At 26.0% G+C, this 18,245-nt stretch carries 25 protein-coding genes and 1 pseudogene; 6 read left to right on the top strand and 20 right to left on the bottom strand.

The genetic code is table 11. The annotated features are described in order from the left end of the window. On the top strand, positions 1-809 hold an 809-nt coding region (locus IC219_RS20635; protein ID WP_227853455.1), incomplete at its 5' end, for a site-specific integrase. A 429-nt stretch (positions 810-1,238) separates the two neighbouring features. Here the strand turns inward: IC219_RS20635 and IC219_RS20630 are convergent. Beyond that, the gene (locus tag IC219_RS20630; protein WP_227832022.1) at positions 1,239-1,643 is read right to left on the bottom strand and encodes a helix-turn-helix domain-containing protein; all 405 of its coding nucleotides are present in this window, start codon (positions 1,641-1,643) and stop codon (positions 1,239-1,241) included. 314 nt (positions 1,644-1,957) lie between these two features. Here IC219_RS20630 and IC219_RS20625 point away from each other — a divergent pair, with 314 nt between their 5' ends. Beyond that, the gene (locus tag IC219_RS20625) at positions 1,958-2,173 is read left to right on the top strand and encodes a hypothetical protein (RefSeq protein WP_021425176.1); all 216 of its coding nucleotides are present in this window, start codon (positions 1,958-1,960) and stop codon (positions 2,171-2,173) included. A gap of 104 nt (positions 2,174-2,277) precedes the next feature. On the opposite strand, the gene IC219_RS20620 is transcribed toward IC219_RS20625, so the two are convergent. The 3 genes from IC219_RS20620 to IC219_RS20610 form a co-directional block, all read right to left on the bottom strand. Then, positions 2,278-2,418: a hypothetical protein gene (locus IC219_RS20620; protein WP_021383152.1), complete on the bottom strand. Its 141-nt coding sequence runs from the start codon at positions 2,416-2,418 to the stop codon at positions 2,278-2,280. A gap of 174 nt (positions 2,419-2,592) precedes the next feature. Continuing rightward, complete coding sequence (locus tag IC219_RS20615) at positions 2,593-2,844, bottom strand: methyltransferase family protein (RefSeq protein WP_413927599.1); 252 nt, start codon at positions 2,842-2,844, stop codon at positions 2,593-2,595. After that, positions 2,769-3,191 (bottom strand): hypothetical protein, encoded by a 423-nt coding sequence (locus IC219_RS20610; RefSeq protein ID WP_227832023.1) that lies wholly within the window; start codon positions 3,189-3,191, stop codon positions 2,769-2,771. Before IC219_RS20610 ends, IC219_RS20615 begins: the two co-directional genes overlap by 76 nt. Before the next feature lie 346 nt (positions 3,192-3,537). On the opposite strand from IC219_RS20610, the gene IC219_RS20605 reads away from it, so the two are divergent. Then, positions 3,538-3,909, top strand: a complete 372-nt coding sequence (locus IC219_RS20605) for a hypothetical protein (RefSeq protein WP_227832024.1) — start codon at positions 3,538-3,540, stop codon at positions 3,907-3,909. A 128-nt stretch (positions 3,910-4,037) separates the two neighbouring features. Continuing rightward, positions 4,038-4,274, top strand: a complete 237-nt coding sequence (locus tag IC219_RS20600; RefSeq protein ID WP_227832025.1) for a hypothetical protein — start codon at positions 4,038-4,040, stop codon at positions 4,272-4,274. Positions 4,275-4,472: 198 nt separating this feature from the next. Here the strand turns inward: IC219_RS20600 and IC219_RS20595 are convergent, their stop codons facing one another. Further along, complete coding sequence (locus IC219_RS20595) at positions 4,473-5,585, bottom strand: tyrosine-type recombinase/integrase (RefSeq protein WP_227853456.1); 1,113 nt, start codon at positions 5,583-5,585, stop codon at positions 4,473-4,475. Positions 5,586-6,160: 575 nt separating this feature from the next. Here IC219_RS20595 and IC219_RS20590 point away from each other — a divergent pair. Together IC219_RS20590 and IC219_RS20585 are read left to right on the top strand one after the other, a co-directional pair. Next, on the top strand, positions 6,161-7,171 hold the full coding sequence (locus IC219_RS20590; protein ID WP_227831966.1) for a hypothetical protein: 1,011 nt from the start codon (positions 6,161-6,163) through the stop codon (positions 7,169-7,171). Between the two features lie 6 nt (positions 7,172-7,177). Next, complete coding sequence (locus tag IC219_RS20585; protein WP_227825315.1) at positions 7,178-7,735, top strand: hypothetical protein; 558 nt, start codon at positions 7,178-7,180, stop codon at positions 7,733-7,735. A 60-nt stretch (positions 7,736-7,795) separates the two neighbouring features. Here IC219_RS20585 and IC219_RS20580 read toward each other — a convergent pair whose 3' ends face one another. The 15 genes and pseudogenes from IC219_RS20580 to IC219_RS20510 form a co-directional block, all read right to left on the bottom strand. Further along, positions 7,796-8,545 (bottom strand): NERD domain-containing protein, encoded by a 750-nt coding sequence (locus tag IC219_RS20580; protein ID WP_227825316.1) that lies wholly within the window; start codon positions 8,543-8,545, stop codon positions 7,796-7,798. A gap of 132 nt (positions 8,546-8,677) precedes the next feature. Beyond that, positions 8,678-10,093, bottom strand: a complete 1,416-nt coding sequence (locus IC219_RS20575; protein ID WP_285894592.1) for a cell wall-binding repeat-containing protein — start codon at positions 10,091-10,093, stop codon at positions 8,678-8,680. A 95-nt stretch (positions 10,094-10,188) separates the two neighbouring features. Then, positions 10,189-10,362, bottom strand: coding sequence for a hypothetical protein (locus IC219_RS20570; RefSeq protein ID WP_021369998.1), 174 nt, complete (start codon positions 10,360-10,362; stop codon positions 10,189-10,191). A 156-nt stretch (positions 10,363-10,518) separates the two neighbouring features. After that, on the bottom strand, positions 10,519-11,052 hold the full coding sequence (locus IC219_RS20565) for a deoxyuridine 5'-triphosphate nucleotidohydrolase (protein ID WP_223153080.1): 534 nt from the start codon (positions 11,050-11,052) through the stop codon (positions 10,519-10,521). Further along, positions 11,052-11,543 carry a crossover junction endodeoxyribonuclease RuvC gene (locus IC219_RS20560; protein WP_227831965.1) on the bottom strand — a complete coding sequence of 164 codons (492 nt, stop codon included), beginning with the start codon at positions 11,541-11,543 and terminating at the stop codon, positions 11,052-11,054. Before IC219_RS20560 ends, IC219_RS20565 begins: the two co-directional genes overlap by 1 nt. Beyond that, positions 11,534-12,115: a guanylate kinase gene (locus IC219_RS20555; RefSeq protein WP_227831964.1), complete on the bottom strand. Its 582-nt coding sequence runs from the start codon at positions 12,113-12,115 to the stop codon at positions 11,534-11,536. Before IC219_RS20555 ends, IC219_RS20560 begins: the two co-directional genes overlap by 10 nt. Before the next feature lie 2 nt (positions 12,116-12,117). Next, positions 12,118-12,432: a hypothetical protein gene (locus tag IC219_RS20550; protein WP_227831963.1), complete on the bottom strand. Its 315-nt coding sequence runs from the start codon at positions 12,430-12,432 to the stop codon at positions 12,118-12,120. Positions 12,433-12,465: 33 nt separating this feature from the next. Continuing rightward, the gene (locus IC219_RS20545; protein WP_227825319.1) at positions 12,466-13,308 is read right to left on the bottom strand and encodes a PD-(D/E)XK nuclease family protein; all 843 of its coding nucleotides are present in this window, start codon (positions 13,306-13,308) and stop codon (positions 12,466-12,468) included. Beyond that, on the bottom strand, positions 13,309-13,644 hold the full coding sequence (locus IC219_RS20540; protein ID WP_227825320.1) for a hypothetical protein: 336 nt from the start codon (positions 13,642-13,644) through the stop codon (positions 13,309-13,311). It lies immediately after the preceding gene. Then, on the bottom strand, positions 13,637-13,882 hold the full coding sequence (locus IC219_RS20535) for a hypothetical protein (RefSeq protein ID WP_227825321.1): 246 nt from the start codon (positions 13,880-13,882) through the stop codon (positions 13,637-13,639). Before IC219_RS20535 ends, IC219_RS20540 begins: the two co-directional genes overlap by 8 nt. Before the next feature lie 33 nt (positions 13,883-13,915). Continuing rightward, positions 13,916-14,977: a CHC2 zinc finger domain-containing protein gene (locus IC219_RS20530; RefSeq protein ID WP_227825322.1), complete on the bottom strand. Its 1,062-nt coding sequence runs from the start codon at positions 14,975-14,977 to the stop codon at positions 13,916-13,918. A gap of 9 nt (positions 14,978-14,986) precedes the next feature. Next, a complete protein-coding gene (locus IC219_RS20525) occupies positions 14,987-16,561 on the bottom strand; it encodes a DnaB-like helicase C-terminal domain-containing protein (RefSeq protein WP_227831962.1) in 1,575 nt (524 codons plus the stop codon). After that, positions 16,561-17,094, bottom strand: a complete 534-nt coding sequence (locus IC219_RS20520; RefSeq protein ID WP_227825324.1) for a hypothetical protein — start codon at positions 17,092-17,094, stop codon at positions 16,561-16,563. The genes IC219_RS20525 and IC219_RS20520 overlap by 1 nt, the downstream gene beginning before the upstream one ends. Before the next feature lie 61 nt (positions 17,095-17,155). Continuing rightward, positions 17,156-17,713 (bottom strand): ERF family protein, encoded by a 558-nt coding sequence (locus IC219_RS20515; protein WP_227825325.1) that lies wholly within the window; start codon positions 17,711-17,713, stop codon positions 17,156-17,158. Positions 17,714-17,771: 58 nt separating this feature from the next. Continuing rightward, positions 17,772-18,245 (bottom strand): annotated as a pseudogene (locus IC219_RS20510) (hypothetical protein); the annotation flags it as partial.

The raw sequence follows: 18,245 nt of genomic DNA, 5'->3' as shown, positions 1-18,245 counted from the left end.
TATATAAATGTGACTTATATACTTGGTCTAAATATCTGCATGATGAAATGGATGATTTATTAATCAAAGATTGTACTGAAGACGATATAATGGAATACATTTCATTTAGGATGGAGGACAATCATGTTAATAGAATAAAAGTAATATTCTCAGGCGTTTCATCTCTATATGACCATCTTAGAAGGAAGAGAATTGTTACAGAGAATCCAGTGTCTCTAATCGAAAGACCTAAAAAGGGATTGCCTGTTGTAGAAAAACATTTCTTGAATATAGAACAGGCTAAAGAGCTGCAAGATAAATTATCAAAACAAGATGATTTCCAATTAGAAGTTTATATAAACTTTGCTCTCTCAACCGCAGGTAGAGTTACGGCTACAAGTAATCTAATGTGGGATAATATAGACTTTGATAATAGAGTTTGTGAGAATATCAAAGAAAAGGGTGGGAAGATAGTAGATTTTTACTTTAGTGAGAAAGTAAAAGATTTATTATTAAGACTTAAAGAAGTTAGAGAAAAAGAAGATATAATAAATGATTATGTTTTCTTAGTTAAATATGATAAAGAATATCATAAGGCTACATCTAATGTATTAAGAAGCTGGGCTAAAAAAGCTGGTAAATTGATAGATATAGATAACTTAGCTCCTCACTCATTAAGACGTTCATTTGCAACTATAGCTAAAGCTAATAATTTACCACTTGAAGATATATCAACTATCCTTAATCATCAATCTACTGAAGTAACTAAGCTTTATATAAAAGAAGATAAAGGTAAGATTTCTAAATCTAAAGATACAGTAGGAATATAATTATAAATAAGGAAGTGATATCATGGCATGTAAGAAAAAGAGATAGATAATAAGCCCTCAGGGATTACTCTTAATTGAGTTTTCTTTAGAGGGCTTTATTTTTTTGTCTATATGCATACATCTTATTTCTAATAATCATTTATATTTTTTATTCTATTTACTTTTATCTACATCTAATCTTTTCTTTATTAATTTTACAAAACTTAGATTTTTATAACTATTTTTCCTACTTTTTCTTGATAAAAGTGCTGCTAATGCACATATAAAAATTAACTCTAGTAAAAAAGCCCTTATGATCCAAATAAATGGATTATAAGGGCTTTAACAATATTTTAAATACCTAACTAGTCTCTAAAGTGAAATTTTAAGACAAGCAGTGAAAAATCCCCTAAAATGTAGAACATTTAAATTTATATTGTAGTATTTACGTTAAGAGTAAATAGCTTTTTTTAATAATAAGATTCCATCAATTATTAAAAATATGCTTACAATGAATGAGTACCATAAAAATTCATTTTTTACAAAATAAACATATAAGGATCCTATCAGAAAAATTATTCCAAGTAATAAAATTGAGGTATAACCTATAGTTTTCCAGGGGTTAGATGTATTAGTTTCTAACTTTTTTTTAAGCTGTTCATCTTCTTTAATAAGTTCATCTAAAGAAACATTATAAAAATCTGATAGTTTAATTAAATTGCGAATATCTGGATATGTTTTACCTGTTTCCCAATTAGAAATTGCTTGAAATGAAACAAATAATTCTTTAGATATTTGAGATTGAGAGTATCCAGATTCGGATCTTAATAATTTTAATTTTTCAGATATTTTCATGACTATCACTCCTTTGTTATTCTTAAGATAATAATATAATAAAGTCTAGAGATTTACACTCAATTATTTATTTAATGGGCTCTAGAGATACTTGAATTTAGTAATATCAATACGTGTAGATTTACTATCATAAATGATATTTTAACTATTCTCTAAATTCCCATTTAAGGAATACTATATAGACGATATAAAATCTATCATAGCTACTCTTTCTCATATTATGTAATTAGAAATAAGTTATTTTGTGCATTACGATTTGTTATATTTAATGATATAATAAGATTAAGTATGCCAATGTTGAAAGGAATGATATTATGAAAGAACATGAATTAGAGATAAATATCTCAATACCAATTTCTCTAGTTATTCTTTATTTAGCTATAGTCTCTATAGTAATGCTAGGTATGTCATCTTTAAATAACTTTACTAATATATCATCTATACCTGTAAATGCCTTAGGTTCAACAGTTGGATTTGTGATGTTCCAACTTTTAGTTAGTTTTTTTAAAAATAGAAAATCTATAGATTAAAATATTATTTACATTAAATTTTGTTTTAATATTTTTAATTTGTGGTATAATAAAAACAAGGAAACATATTTTACTTAACTTTGAGTGATGTTTCCTTCAACAAATTATTTTGAAGATTTATTTTTCTGGAACTTTATATTAAGTTCCCAACCACTCTTAGCTGCCGACTTTGAGTGGTTTTTTAATCTATCATAAATCCAACAAGCTATTAAACCTGCTATAACATTCATCATTAGATTCACCATAAGTTTTCACCTCCTCTCTAAAAGAAAGTTAAGGCGACTTTATGGAAATACCACTCTTAGATTTTCAAATATGTATTCCTTGCTATGTTTATTATATCATAAATATTAGAAATATAGAATTTCAAATATCATCTAAAATCCGACCATATATATTTAGATAAAAGTTTAATATAATCATGGTATCAATCTATACTTTGTCTGCATACAATATTGTTGAAATTCCTCTTCAAATTGTTTTTTTAATGCTTTTTCTTCAACATGTATTCTAATACTATAACATATTAGGCATATAATTAATACAGTAATGAAACTTAAAACATGTTGGTATGTAAAACCTACTCCAAGTAAACTCATAATGCTTCCTGTATATGCAGGGTTTCTGACAATATGATATAGTCCAGTTTTACATCTGTTGTCTGTACTGATAGTGTAAAAGCTGATTTTAAAGTTAAAACTGCCCTGTAACGAATAACTATCCCTAAAATAATAAATGTTATTCCAATATAAAAAATGAAATGTGGGAATAATAAATTTCTCAATGTTTCTGGAATACTATTATCTCTAAAATACACACTAGGCATTATACTGAACCACCAACCGAAGATAATTAACCAGAATGTGCCTTTGTCAGAACGGTTTGCTGATTTATCCTTATTACTCTTAAACATAAAAAAGTAAATAACAAATTCAGAGATAAATAATAATGCAATTGCACAATATGCAACATGATATTCTGTAATATTTGCAAAAAGATTAGGATTGTCAATTCTCATTTTTCTACACTTCCCTTCTATATTAATTAGAAAACCATTTAATTTTCTTTGAAACTAAATTTTATAAATTAAATGGATTATATTATAACTAATTAAGTATAAAGCTTACTCTTCTATCCAAAAATATTAATTTTATTTTCATGAACATCCGTTAAAATAAAAAAACAGTTATAAATTTATATTAATAATTAAGAAATACTTATAAATAATTAAGAAATACTTATAAATAATTAATCTTTATTAATGAATACTTAATAATTATTAATGAATAATTTGTTGCATGTTTTATACTATTACAATAGAATTGAGATAGATATCTAATTAAAATACTTTGGAGGTTTGATATATGAACAAAAAGTGCAAGAAAGTTATAGCTACTTCTCTAATTGGTACAACATTATTTACTACTTTGTTGCCATCAGTATCTTTTGCTGATAGCAGTTCACATCAGAAAGAAATAGAATCATACATATTAGATGAACAAAGACTAAAAGATATTGATGAGATTTCAGCATATTTTGGTTTTACTGAGCAAGAGAAAGCAGATTATATCAATGCTATTAAAGAAGTAAAGTTAGAAGCACAATCTGCACCTACTACAAGAAGAAAATTAAGTTGGGCTGTAAAAATATTAAGAGATGTTTGGACTAAAATTCCCACAAAAGTTAAAGTTGCTATAGGGAGGTATGCAACTTATAGCAAAATACTTAGTGTTTAAATACATTTACTGGTACAGTAGAATATGTATTATATAAAGGTTGTAAAAGTCTTGATATGAGTAATAACGTGTTACTAAAGCATTCCTAGCATTTGTCTTATAAAATATAAATTAGGAGCTGATAATACTTGATTACAAGCATCGTTTTGTATATTATATGTATAATGAACATTATATGTTATACAAATAAAAAAGGAACTACTTTTTTAGCTGCTAATATAGTTATGTTGCTTTCAAATGTAGTCTTATCAATTTTAAACATAAATGAGATGCACAATAACATTATATCTGATATTGTATTAATAGGATTTCTTCTTTCTATCATGCTATTTATAGCATCATATTTTGCAAATAAAAAATCTTAGTACAAAGGTTAAGATAGAGTATACACTGTTAGGATTATAACTTATTTTTATAAAGTTATAATCCTAATATTATCTAAAACACGACGCTCTATACGCCATTTTAAGGCTTCATAAAAAGTTCCATTTATGTTTATACCTTTACATTTTATAATTAAATTTATATAAAATAAAAATATATACATTTACTGATAATAATTATTAATTAGCTTTAAATAAGTTTTCAGATATTCTATCAGAGGCTTCTTTATCCATTTCTTTAAGTACATGAGAATATACATTAAGAGTAGTATTAATATTTGAATGTCCTACCCTTTCAGATATAACCTTAATTGGTACTTTAGAATTTATAAGTAAAGTGACATGTGAATGTCTTAAGTCATGGAATCTGATATGTGGTAAATTATTGCTCTCTAAAAATTTTCTAAATTTCTTACTCATTACATCTTCAGCAATAGGATTTCCTTTTCTATCGAAAAATAGTAAGTTATATTCATTTCTAATAATACTTCTTAATAATTTTTTATTCTGCTCTAATTTATATTCTTTTAGCAAGTCCATAAGCTCTATTGGTGCAAATATTTTTCTAATTGAACTTTCTGTCTTAGGTTCTTTAAGTATAACTGAGCAATCTAATCTACTAGTTATCTTATTTATAGTTATTGTATTTTCTTCAAAATCTATATTCTCCCAAGTCAATCCTAATACTTCTGAAAGTCTCAAGCCTAGACCTGTAGCTAGGTTAATAGGCAGTTCCATATTAGTACCTTTGGCCAATTCTAATAATTTTAACATCTGCTCTTTATCATAAATATCATTTTTAAATTTTTTAACTCTAGGACTTTCTATACCATCTATAATATTTTCTTTTATTAACTTAATTCTATACGCTCTCTTTATAGCAAGTCTCAACACATTTATATGTACTTTAACTGTTTGAGGATTTAAGTTACCAGCTAAGTCATCTATATAATTTTGAATATGAATATTTCTCAATTCTTGAAGATGATATCTTCCAATAGAAGGATTAATATGATTCTTACAAATAGCAGTATAGCTTTTATATGTAGATGCTGAAATATTATCTTTATACTTGTCAAGGAAGTCTAATAAAAAATCCCCTAATGTTATTTCATTTGGAATAAGAAAGCTGTCTTTGTATATACTATCTTTAACTTCAGCCAATCTTTTGTTAGCATCTCTTTTTTTATCAAATGCTCCCATATTCTTCTGCTTTCTCTTCCCTGATTCATCATCTCTAAATTCTAGGTACACTACATAGTTTTTATTTCTTTTTCTTATAAAAGCGTTCATGGCCATCCCTCCTATCTAAGTTTATATATTTATAATACCATATAGACAAGGAAAAAAATAGCCATTTTAGCTGACTTTCAACTGACTTTTTAAATTATTTTATTTATATAATTATTGAAATTACTTAACTATAAAGAAATAAGGCATAGAATGCATCATTCTATGCCTTATACTATTAGTTTGATACTTTTTTTAAATATCAATTGTAAGGGTCTCATTTTTTGAATATGTTAAATTATAAGCACTAATTTTTACAATGGCTTAAAAACGAATATAGAAGCTCAATATTATCAGATTTAAAATATTATATTGATTATTTTAATTTGATAAATATAAATCATTACATTAATTTATATTTATATATTATTTTTTTTATATGTTTCTTGCTTTAACTTTTTATGTTATACTACTTGTATAGAATACATTTCTTAAATTATCACTCTTAAATCTATGGCTAGTCCTTTTATATAAATCATATTATCACTACAATATCATTCATAAAATCCTTTTGAATTTTAGTTAGAATTTCAAGAATATTCTAACTTTAATTAAATATACATTGAGGGGGAAAACAAATGAAAAAAACTAAATTAAAGGTATTAAGTTTAACACTAGCAACTACTTTTCTTGTATCAACAACAGTAAATTCATATGCTGTATCTGCAAAATCTTCAGATATGGATATGAACACTGTTGCAGATGTACTTACTGCATCAGAGGAATACAGTAATGCATTAAAAGATATTGGTATCTCAGTTGGTGAATTAAAAGATTTGACACCTAAAGGAAGTAATTTCATACAAAAATGTAATTCATATTTAGAAAAAAATATGGATGTCCCTAAGACTTATAGTGAAGAACCCATTAAACATACGACTAATGCAAGTCAATTATCATATGCAATGTCAGCAGCTAGAAAAAATCAAGAAGTAGGAGCACCAAAGTATAATGATGAGGTAGTATACATGTATTTATCTCACTTTGTAGATTTTGAAGGAAATAATTATGAAGAAGGTTTATGTACATATATAACTAAATATGACAGAGAAGCTTATGACAGATATTTAAGTAGATGCTCTGCTTTTAGAAGTGCTAATTCTATGCGTTCAGTTATAACAAATTTAATAGCATTAAAAGGTGATTTACCTTCACTATATACAACGCTTACTAAGGAAAAAGCTTCAGTAGTTAAAACAATTACTGATATAAAATCATTTGAAATAGATTTACAATCTGTAAAGGCTATGGTAGAAAATGATATGTTTATATTTTTTAAAGATGCATATTCTAAACATGATACTCCTGAGGCTATAATTGAAGATGTACAAGGTAGTATGAAAATTAAATATAAGGATTATAATGAACAAATAGGATACATGGTACTTGGATTAGTATTCTCAGCATTAACATTTACTCCTCCAGTTATGACAATGTTGGCAGAAGTGAACTTATATAGCATGGTTATTAAAGATATATTTGATAAAGCTAATTATGCTGCATTACAATACTCTAGAAGTGCAAGAAAAGCAGAAAGATTTAACTTATGGATGGAAGAGAATGGAATGTATATGGAAAAAAAGGTATAAATACTTATGTATTGTGAAAACTGTGATTTAGAATTTGATGATAATACAACTATATGTCCTAAATGTAAATCAGTCTTAAAGTCTAATGAAAATATATGTCAGAAAAGTTTTGAAAATAAAGTTAATGAATTTAAATTAAAGAAAAAAATTAAACAAGGCAACATATTATCAACCATAATTCTTTCAACAGTAGCAATTCATGTACTTGTAGAGCTTTTTATTCAAATCCATATTGAGGATTATTATGATATTTATATTAAATATTCTCCTTCTGCGATATCTGTATTAGTTTTAGTTCTTTCTCTAAAGAGAGGAGAAAAAAGACACAAGTTCTTGAACAATATATTATTTATATCAATTATGATATTAATATCTATATTTGGAACTCTTTATTTTTCAGCACCTCTTGTAAATAGAATTTTTAATGGAAATTATTTATTTAAAGAGTATTGGACTATATATGGAATCGGAAATTTTATAATAATTTTAGAATGTATATTAATTATTTTTGATGATAGTTATTATTTAGCCCATATTAATAAAAAAGAAAATCCCAACAAATAATAAAATAAGGCTTTATTCTAATTAGAGTAAAGTCTTATTTTATTTCAATATATAAATGTATTATTTTCTAGTGTATTTGCATTTTGGAAATTCACTACAGCCCCAAAATTCACCATACTGTCCTTTCCTTTTTGTCAGGTTCCCTTTTTGACATCTTGGACATTTATCTTCCTCAGTAATATTTTTTAAATTTCTAACATGCTCTCCAGTATTTTGATTAATAGCTTTCATACAATCAAAAATTTTATCTCTGATTATTTTTATTTCCTCTCTATTAATAGTCATATCTTTGTATTTACTTATTGTACTTAATATTTCACTTTCATTTATGACTATAACATTATTGCCATTTATAGTTACATTTTTTAAAGTAGCTTTGTCTGAAAAAACAATTATTGAATATATATTATATTCATCTCCTATTATGTTTTCTATTGCTTTGATATGAGCATAGTTTTGTCTTACTGGATTATAGAATGTATTTTTAGCCTTTCCTACAATTTGAGTCCATACTTTATCTTTATCATTTCCATAAATATAGCCACTAAAATTTTTACATTCTATAACAAATATTCCATATACAGAAATTGCAATACTATCAATTTGTGTGGTTTTATTTGAGCCTGGTATAATAATATCTTTAATTATTATGTAATCCTTGTCTAATTTGCTAAGTATAAAATCTAATCTAAGTTCTCCAAATCCACCCTTTACTTGTATCTCAGTATCCTTCACAATATTACTAACTTCCTTTACAGTTTGACTAATTTCTTCTGACATAAATACTTTTTCAAATATTTCCTTAAACATCCTCACCATCTACCTTTCGACATATACTTTAACTATAACAGCTATATATGCCTTAAGTGATTAAACCTTACTATAATAAATTTACTATTTAAAATAAAATCAACTACCTATTAAAGTAGTTGATTAATTGCTTTATTCAGTATATGTATATTTTGATATTTCACCTGTATAAATATTTACTAAATATGGCGTATATCCACCTGCATTATGCTCTATACCATTCATATCTACATATGTATTAAATGGACGAACATATATATACATATCATCTTCCATATTTTGAGCTTCTATATGATTTGGTAAAAATCCATGCTCTTTCATAAATAAGTCTCTAACTAAATCCTCAGCATTTTTGAATGAAATCACTTTTTCCATATGTAAATCTTCATATAAAAGTTTATAATCTGATATGTCATTTTTATTTATACACAAACGTTCAGAATACTCTTGCCCAGCAGACACATAACTAAAAACATAATAATAATTACTTCCATTTTTATAATTATCATCAACTAAGTATACTCCATCATATGGTATATTGTTTATATCTCCTACTTCATAACAATTATACCAATCTTTAGCTAATTCTTTAGCTTCTTCAAGTCTAGTTTTTTTAATTACTCCAGTGTTAGAGTCTCCTATTCCATTAGTGACATTCAAACATTCTTCTAGTAACTCCTCTGTTATATCTCCAACTGTTGTAATTTTAGTGGCATTTTTTAATATTGATTTATTACTATTATTATCAACTAAAACAACTGGACTCTTTAAAGAAGATGCTAGAAGTGCATTAGTTAAGTTCCTAGAACCAGCTATGTAAAACTCTTTTATACCATTATAAAATTGATTTATTATTTTTTTATTTGTATCAAATCTGTCAGAACCTCCCAATCTTGTTGAGTTTGTATTTTTAACTAATGTATCATCCATTGTAGCTGTACCTCCAATTGCATATGATTTTACTTCATTAGTTGAAAATGGTATACTTTTTCCATCTGTTAATATTATTGCTGCCTTATCTCTTGCGGCTACAGAAGCTATACTTATTGCGTCTGCCTCTCCTTTATATGCATTTGTTAGCATTACAGTATTAATTTTTTGTTTAGAGTTTATTTCTTTTGCAACATTATAACTAGTTTTTATTCTATCATCTCCATCAATTCTTTTTACATTAAATCCTTTTGACATTAATGTATTCTCTACAGATTTATTTATTGATTTTATCCCACCTATCAAATAAACTGTTTTTACTTTACTTAATCTCTTAATTGTCTCATTTGGTATGCTACTATTTTCAGATAAAAGCAATGGTGCATTTAATGTTCCTGATAATCCACTAGCACTCAACCCATCTGCTATGGAATCACTTAAATTAACTAGTATCGCAGTGTCATAGCTTTGTTTATCTGCTATAAGACCTGCTGTTTCGTATATTGTAGATACTTCAATCTCATCTACTGAATTAAGTGCATAAGATTGTTTTGGAAAACTAACTATTAACATTGTTATAACTAATCCTAGTGATAATATTTTTTTTGGTAACTTCATTGTATATCCCCCTCATTCATTTAAAATAACCTTTACTTAAATAGTAGTACATAAATACAAAAAAGTCACCTAAATTAATAGATGACTTAATCATTTTATGCTACTTTTTCAATATATTTTTCATTAACAACATAAGTTTTAAACTTATGTACTACCATAATATCCTGCATGTTTTCTAGTGTCATTATAACTCTAACACATTTATTCCTAATTTCTTTTGGTAATTCTAAGTCATTTATTAAATTTACATAATCATCATATCTGTACATTTAATATTCCTCCCAAAGTTAGTCTAGCATATATTATAGTACTCTAACTTCATTTTTTCAATAGAAAATCTTAATCCTGTATAGATATTTTCTAAATGATATAAAGTGTGACACTTGTCATCATAGTAATAATTATATTTTTCTAGTATTATATATTTATTCACCTTTCTTTATACCAGTACTTCCAAATCCATCATTTCCTCTTTCAGAAATATTCAATTCATCTACAACTTTTAAAACAGCTCTTGGTACTTGTTGAAATACACCTTGAGCCAACTTAGTATGTTTAGGAATTAAAATGTTAAATTTTTCTTCATTGTATGTAATTATTTTAATTTCACCTCTATAGCCTGAATCCACTGTGCCAAATCTTATAGTTGGGTATACTCTATTATTTTCTTCTTCATTGAAAATAATAATATCGTTTTTTATTTTATTTCCAGTACAAGATACTTTCTCATCTTTTATATATTCTATACCATTTAAACTTATGCCACTTCTTGGTCTAACTTGCATTTCATATCCATATGGAATTTCTAGTGCTATACCTGTAGAAATTGCTACTGCTGATTTAGCATGAATTATTGTATCTTCTATCGTATATAAATCAATACCACTATCACCATTTTTTGCATAAGATGGGACTATTGAATTTTGACTTAATTTTTTTATTTTGATATTTATACTCATCAATTACTTCTCCTTTTATTTAAATAAGCTATTCCAAGAGCTATAGCATCATATATATCGCTTGTCTTTACCTTACAATTCCTATCAATGTATTCTCCAACATCAATTATATTTTTTCTTATATATGTAGCCACTTCTTCTTTTTTAGCCTTACCATTATTCATAAGATATTTTCTAATAGAAACTGGATACATATATTCAATCTCTATATTATTTAATTTAACAGTTCTCATTATTGCTCCTAAGAGTTTTCTTAAACTAAGAATTGTTTTAGAATTTCTGGAAGTGAATTGGTCTTCAACTAAGACTATTTGAATATTATAAGTTATAATTAACTCTTGAATAGTATTACAGATATAGCACATTCGCTCATCTTCAGACTTGAATTTATCCTTTTTGGTTGTTATTTTTCCATATTCTAATACTTTTTTATTTCTATTTATAACTGCCCATCCAGTTGAGGACATGGATACATCTAAGGCTAAAACCATTCGATTACCTCTTTCATATGTATTTTAACTTGCTCTACTGCATTAATTAGGTTAGTATTGTTTGATATTGCAATATAATTTTCATTATTTAGAAAATCTTTAAATTTAAACTTATCATCTTTTAATCTTCTCTCAATTTCCTTAAAATTATCACCTCTACTAATAAGCCTTTTTCTTAATACAATTTCATCTGTATTTATAAAAAATGGTACTAACTTAGTTTTTGTTCCCATAAAATATTTTTCTAGTGCCTTATATCCACTTGCATCTACTATAGTCAAAGTATATTTTTTATTCTTTAATTCAGACTTATGTATACCATATAACCAAGTGCTACCATCATGAACTATATATTTTCTCATTTCAATAAAGTTATTTTTTTCTTCCTTAAAGAAATTATTATCTACAAAATGATATGCTTTATTGATGATTTCTAAGTAATTACGAGGAGGTCTTGTTGTATGTGATATTAGAATTGGAATATTGAATTGCTTTGAGATTTCACTTACTATACTGTCTTTGCCTGAACCTGAATATCCTAAAAATACAAATATATTTTTTAAGTTTTTCATATTTATAGTTCTACCTTACATTCAAATACATTAGGATTATCAATAATCACTTGATGTAGTCCTTTACTTAATATATCTACTAAATATTCCTCATCTTCACTCTCTATACATCTATCTCTAAATATACAATGAAATAATTCATGTAGAAATGTTGCTTCTTTTACTCTTTCTGATTGCAAATTGGTAGATAACTTAATTGTTTCACTTCCATAATCAGCTAACCCATAACATAACTGATTATTTACTAGAATAGGTTCTTCTGTTTCTTCTATTTTATAAAATAAACCTCCTACTTTTACTTCTTTTGGTATATTCATTGAGTACTCTCCAATCTTATTAAAATTCATATTTTATTGTGATTTAGATTTTCTAAAACCTTTATTTACATTATATTTGCAACCTTTTCCATAATGAGAACATAGGGTTTTACAAAAAAACTGATTACTTTTGTCATCGTTTTTGCACCAAACACTCTCATCGTTGAAATCTAGCTGTTTTATCTGTTTAACTGTATCAGTAACAAAGGCAATTAATTGTTGTTCTAATGCTTTAGTGTATTTAATTTTCACTATAGCTCTTTCGTAATTTCTTATATTATCAATCTTATTTCTTTCAATTAATACTCCTTTTTCATTTTTAATGTACTTGCACATATCAAAAGCTACATATTCAATCATTTTATCTGGATATTTTTCTTTAAGATACATTGCGTATAAGATAAGCTGCTTTGATTTTTTAGGTAAGTCTTTTTTAGAAAATTTACTACTCGATTTGTAATCTATAACATAAACTTTATTACCTATTATATAATATAAATCTATGTATCCCCTCATTGTAATTCCATTAATATAATACTCAAAGTATTCTTCTATACAGTATTTATCACACTCAATTGGTACAAAATATTCTAGATAATGTAAGATACATTCTAAATAATTAATTCTTGAATTTGGTGTAGGAAAGTTGTAATCCATTAGATTTGCATATTCTATAACTTCATTATATTTTTGAATAGCTTCTTGATTTGTCATTTTTCTTTGTTGTAATTCTTCTAGTAATCTATGTAATTCATTACCATAATAACCATAGCAATTTTGTTCTCGATCTAAATTTTTAATATATGTAAGATAATATTGAAATGGACATGTATAGAATGTATTTAATTTACTAAAACTATATAATTCTCTAGACATCTATTTTACCTTTCTAGTTTCCTTTTCTATCTGACTTTTAATTTCTTTATATAATTCCTCAGATATGCTAGCATTTATATCTATACTTTCTTCTTTTATAGCTTCTTTGAACTTATTTATAAATTTATTAGTTATATCAAATCCTGCCAACATCATAGAAAAGAAAATCCCCACAGAAATTATTATTTTCATTACATTTTCAAATATACAATATGAACTTAAGTAATATTCAACATTTACATTTTTTGCAAAATATACATTACAAATAAAATTAAGAATTAAAAAAAGAGTTAATAAATACAATGCCCTATACTTATTATTAATCATACTATTCATTTTTATCACTTATCCTTCCAATTGACTTTAACTCCCAAGAATATATCATTATTTCAGATGCTTTATATCTCTTACTTGTATCTAATTTAATGAATAGTTCTTCTACATCCTTAATTTTTCCTGTACAACATTTCATTTTTTCATCTTCATCCAACTTATACTCTATTTCTACTAAATCACCTGTATATAATATCTCCCCATTTTTTAATAATATTTCTTGCCTAACTTCTTGTATCATATAATCATCTCCTATTAATATAATTTGCTATTTTCATTTACTAATAAAGTTATCTATATCAATCCTACTCTTTAATAATTTTTCAAATATATGTTTTCCCAAATCACTAGGACTATCTTTATACTCCAATAGATTATCTTCATCCCAAATTACACTTATTTTCATCACATCCCTAATATCTTGAACTAACTTATATATCTTAGCTCTCCATGCAATATATTCTTCATCTCCTTTAATTTTAAATTGCCTATCAAAAGCTATGATTAATTCTTCAATACCTAAATCTATTAACATCTTTTTTTGCTCTCTACTAAAATTACTTCCACATATAGCTACAGAAGGATTATTTTTATAAATAGTTGCCATCTGCAATACTGATTTTTCACCTTCAAATACTATTACTTTTTTGGAATTTTTGATAGATTCTTTATTTACACCTAGTCCATATAAATTAAGACTTAATTTATGATTATAACACTTATTGTCATACCACAATGGGATGTATTTACCAAAACTTTTAGCTTTATCTTCATCTAAATTTCTAACTCTAATACCAATTGGTCTATCTTTATCATGCCAACAGAAATGTGGAATTACTATTTGATTTTCATATGGATTATAATGTATTTGATATGTTTTAAGAACTTCAAAAGATATGTTTTCATTTTCCCACTCTTCGATTGGGACTTGTTGAAAAGTTTTATATATATATGGCTTTTTAGGGGTAGGAAGTAATTCTATTTGTATATCTCTAATATTATCTATTTGTTTTACTTTTTTCCTTATTCTAAATCCTTTTCTTAGCATTGGTTGATTTGAAATACCAAAGAAATCTTTTATTTCGCTAACAGCATCTTTAAACTCATATTTATTTATGTGTATTAATAAATCTATTAAGCTCCCTATATGACCACAAGAACTATAGCAATGAAATGTTTTGCTTTCTGTATAATAAAATAATTTATATGAATCACCATTATGACATAAACAAGTATTAAATATTAACTGTCTATCATTGCTTTTAGGAGATAAGTCCGAACCTAAATATTCCATAAAATTTATCACCTCTTCATTAGTCAAATCCTTTATTTCCATAGTCATCACCTAGTATGACAATTGTCCTCTATAGACTTTTTCACACCTTCCTATTTCTTCAAATCTACCAGTCTTACCATAAAATCTTAGTAGAATCACATCTCCATCTTGACCTCTTCTTGACTTATTTAAAAATAGTAATCTGTATTCTTTTTGTAAATCTTTTATATCAAACTGGATATACTCTCTTTCAGTAGTCTTTTTTAGCTTATTATATTTTAGCCTATATGGTTTTAAAAAGAATTTTTTATTGGTTGAATCTAACTCTAAATCATTAACCACTTTTCTCATAAGCATCAATAGACCACAAACATTTTTAACAGCTTTAGCTTCTGCTAAATCCGAAGCTGATAGATAGGAACTTTTATTTTCTTGAGCTGTTACTAATTGCATAGATAGAAGTGTTATTACATTGTATTTATTTCCAAAGTTGTCTAGTAACTTAGAGTTTTCTATTAACCTTCCTGTATAATTTGCATCTGATGAATTCTCTGACTTGAATGTATCAACTGCTATTACAGTAAATCCTTCATGTGCCACAAGCTCTTTACTTTTTCTTAATATTTCAGATATCTCAAACTCTTCCATATATATAAATTTTAGACTTTCTTCAAATCCTCTGTATTTTAAGAACATTTCTATCTTTTCCATAAGCTCTTCTTCGAACTCTGTGAAGTCTCCATTGTCAATTTTATTTCTATCTAAATCATGATAATTAAATATGTTGTATGCTATAAATGACACTAACATACTTTTAAAATATTGAGATTTTTGTTCATTCGCAAATATAACTACTTTTTCACCTTGATATATCATAGCTAATATATAATTAAAGAACAATAATGTAGTTTTTCCTATTCCTGAAAATCCAGATATTATATTTATACCCCCACCTTTACCAAGGCCATTAGTTCGATTTGACAATACTGGTAAACCATATATATACTTAGATTCTTCATTCTCATTTAATCCTATTTCATTTTCATTATACTCAAAGATAATATTATAAGGTGTTCCTGCTTCAGTTTTTTGTTTTAACTTTTCTCTATCATCTTTAGTAAGTAAAAGATTTTCGACTTTCATATTATTCTTTATAGAATTTACACTACAGGAAGATATTAATCCCTCATAGAATTCTTCCACTTCTCTACAGCTTATAGATTGGAATAATTCAAATGGAGTAAACTTTTCTCCCTTATGATCCATCTCTTTTGTTATACTAAAACCCCTTTTATCTAAAGCTATTAGTAGATTGTTCTTAGCCAAATCATCAATATATGCTGATATATTAGTTTCTTTTCCATACTCCATAGCAGATGATAAACAATTCCAACCGCCATATTTTTCATATTCAGATTTGAGTTTATTTGAAGATACAAATTTAGCGATACTTGCTTCATCAAGTTCACTATGAGTTTTAGACATTGTTCTTCCTAATGAGAAAAAGAATTTTACTTTATCTATTATAAAATCACTTTCACTAATTTTATATTCACTAAAAAGAGTTAATGATTTTAACATTGTTCCTAAAACTAAAGTCTCTATAATGCCTCTATCTTTTGTTATTTTTTCATATGCACTCATTAATTCACCTCTTTAATTTTTTCAAATAAACTTTTTCTTTTATTTGTTTTTACTTTATTAAGAGTAACTAATGTGTAACCCTCATCCAATTCCTCATAATTATTTTTGTTGTCTATTTTTTCTTTAACACTTTTATTTCTGATTGTTATATCTCTAATACTTCCTTTTAATATAGTAAATACATAGCATAATTTAGGATATTCTCCTTCTACATCTTTTCTGTAATTAAGTAATTCTATGATTTCATCTTTTTTTTCAAGCATACAGTCATATAATTCTTCTCTTGTATAACCACTTTTTATTATCTCTTGTAACATCTTATTTTTTTGATTATTTATAACCGTATATCCCATAATAGAATCTATGCCAAGTTGACATTGTTTCCAGAAATATATACCCTGTTGCTCTTTTCTATATTCCTGTTCATTACAATAATATATATTTCGTTTTTTTCCTCCAGATGTAATATGTTCTACTTTATAAGCATCTTTTGTATTTAATTTCTTTTTACAAACATTACATTTACAGTTCAAACTTTCCCCTCCTTATGCTATGTATTTATTGCTACCCCATTAAGAGGTAGCATTTTTTTACTTACACTCTACTTTTCTTAACAGTTGAATTTTCTTCCTCTGATTTGCCCTTTGATTTGTTTGTTAAAGAATTTCCATCATCGTCTTCCTCGAATGATAATGCTAATACTGATTGAACTGCGTATCTTCTTAAGTAAGTTTCCAATGCTCCTCTAGCTTGTATATCATTAGTTTTAGCTGGTTTAAATGGTGCAGAATTTGACTCTATGTATTCGCCTGATGAATGCTTAAGTTTAGTTTTTATATATACTTTATCATTACCTGCATCTTCTGCTGATTGCATTAGTATTAAATCATGTTTTGCTAATAATGGATTTACTACTTTAAGAATTGTATCCAGATTTGCATATTTAGACCTAAAAAATGGATTTGTATTGTCTTTTTGAATTGACTCTATCTCTAAATGGAAAGCTATTAATGCTTTTGTTATTTCAATTTGGCTATCACTTTCTTTTAATCCTTCAATCTTATCTGAATATAAATTTGATATATTCTTTTTTATTTCCTCATTCACTACTTTTTTAATATCATCCATAATTATAGTTTCTTTATTTTCCATTTAATCTCTCCTTTTAAATAAATTATTTAATATTTATCACAATTATATTTATTAAATATTAAAAAGGTACATCATCATCACTTATTTCAACTGTCTTACCATTTTTATCAATATCTCTTTGTTTTTCTTTTTCATCTTTTTCTTTTATTTTTTCTCTCATTGCCTCTATATTTTTATCCGTGAAAGGATAGTTTTTATCACTTAATATTTCATCGCCATCTTTCAAAGGCTCATCCCCACCTTCTATTTCTAAAAATATAAATGCGCTTTTTTTAATTCTTGAACCAAACCCTGCTGATTTACTAGTAACCATAGATTTTACTGTACCTTCAAGAAGACCAACATCTCCTATTTTATATAAACTTTTAAATCCTTCTATCATATATTCATTATGTATTCTAAATATCATATTACAACCTTGCTTACCATATTTATTAATTAGACCCTTAATCTCTAAATATTTACCTAAGTCATCTTCTTTTTCTTCTATATTTTCAATTAATGTATATGCTCTCCAAACTTGACTTGCCTT

The organism is Clostridioides sp. ES-W-0018-02 (assembly GCF_020658175.1).
Taxonomy (GTDB): domain Bacteria; phylum Bacillota; class Clostridia; order Peptostreptococcales; family Peptostreptococcaceae; genus Clostridioides.
This window is presented reverse-complemented; position numbering and strand designations above follow the sequence as displayed.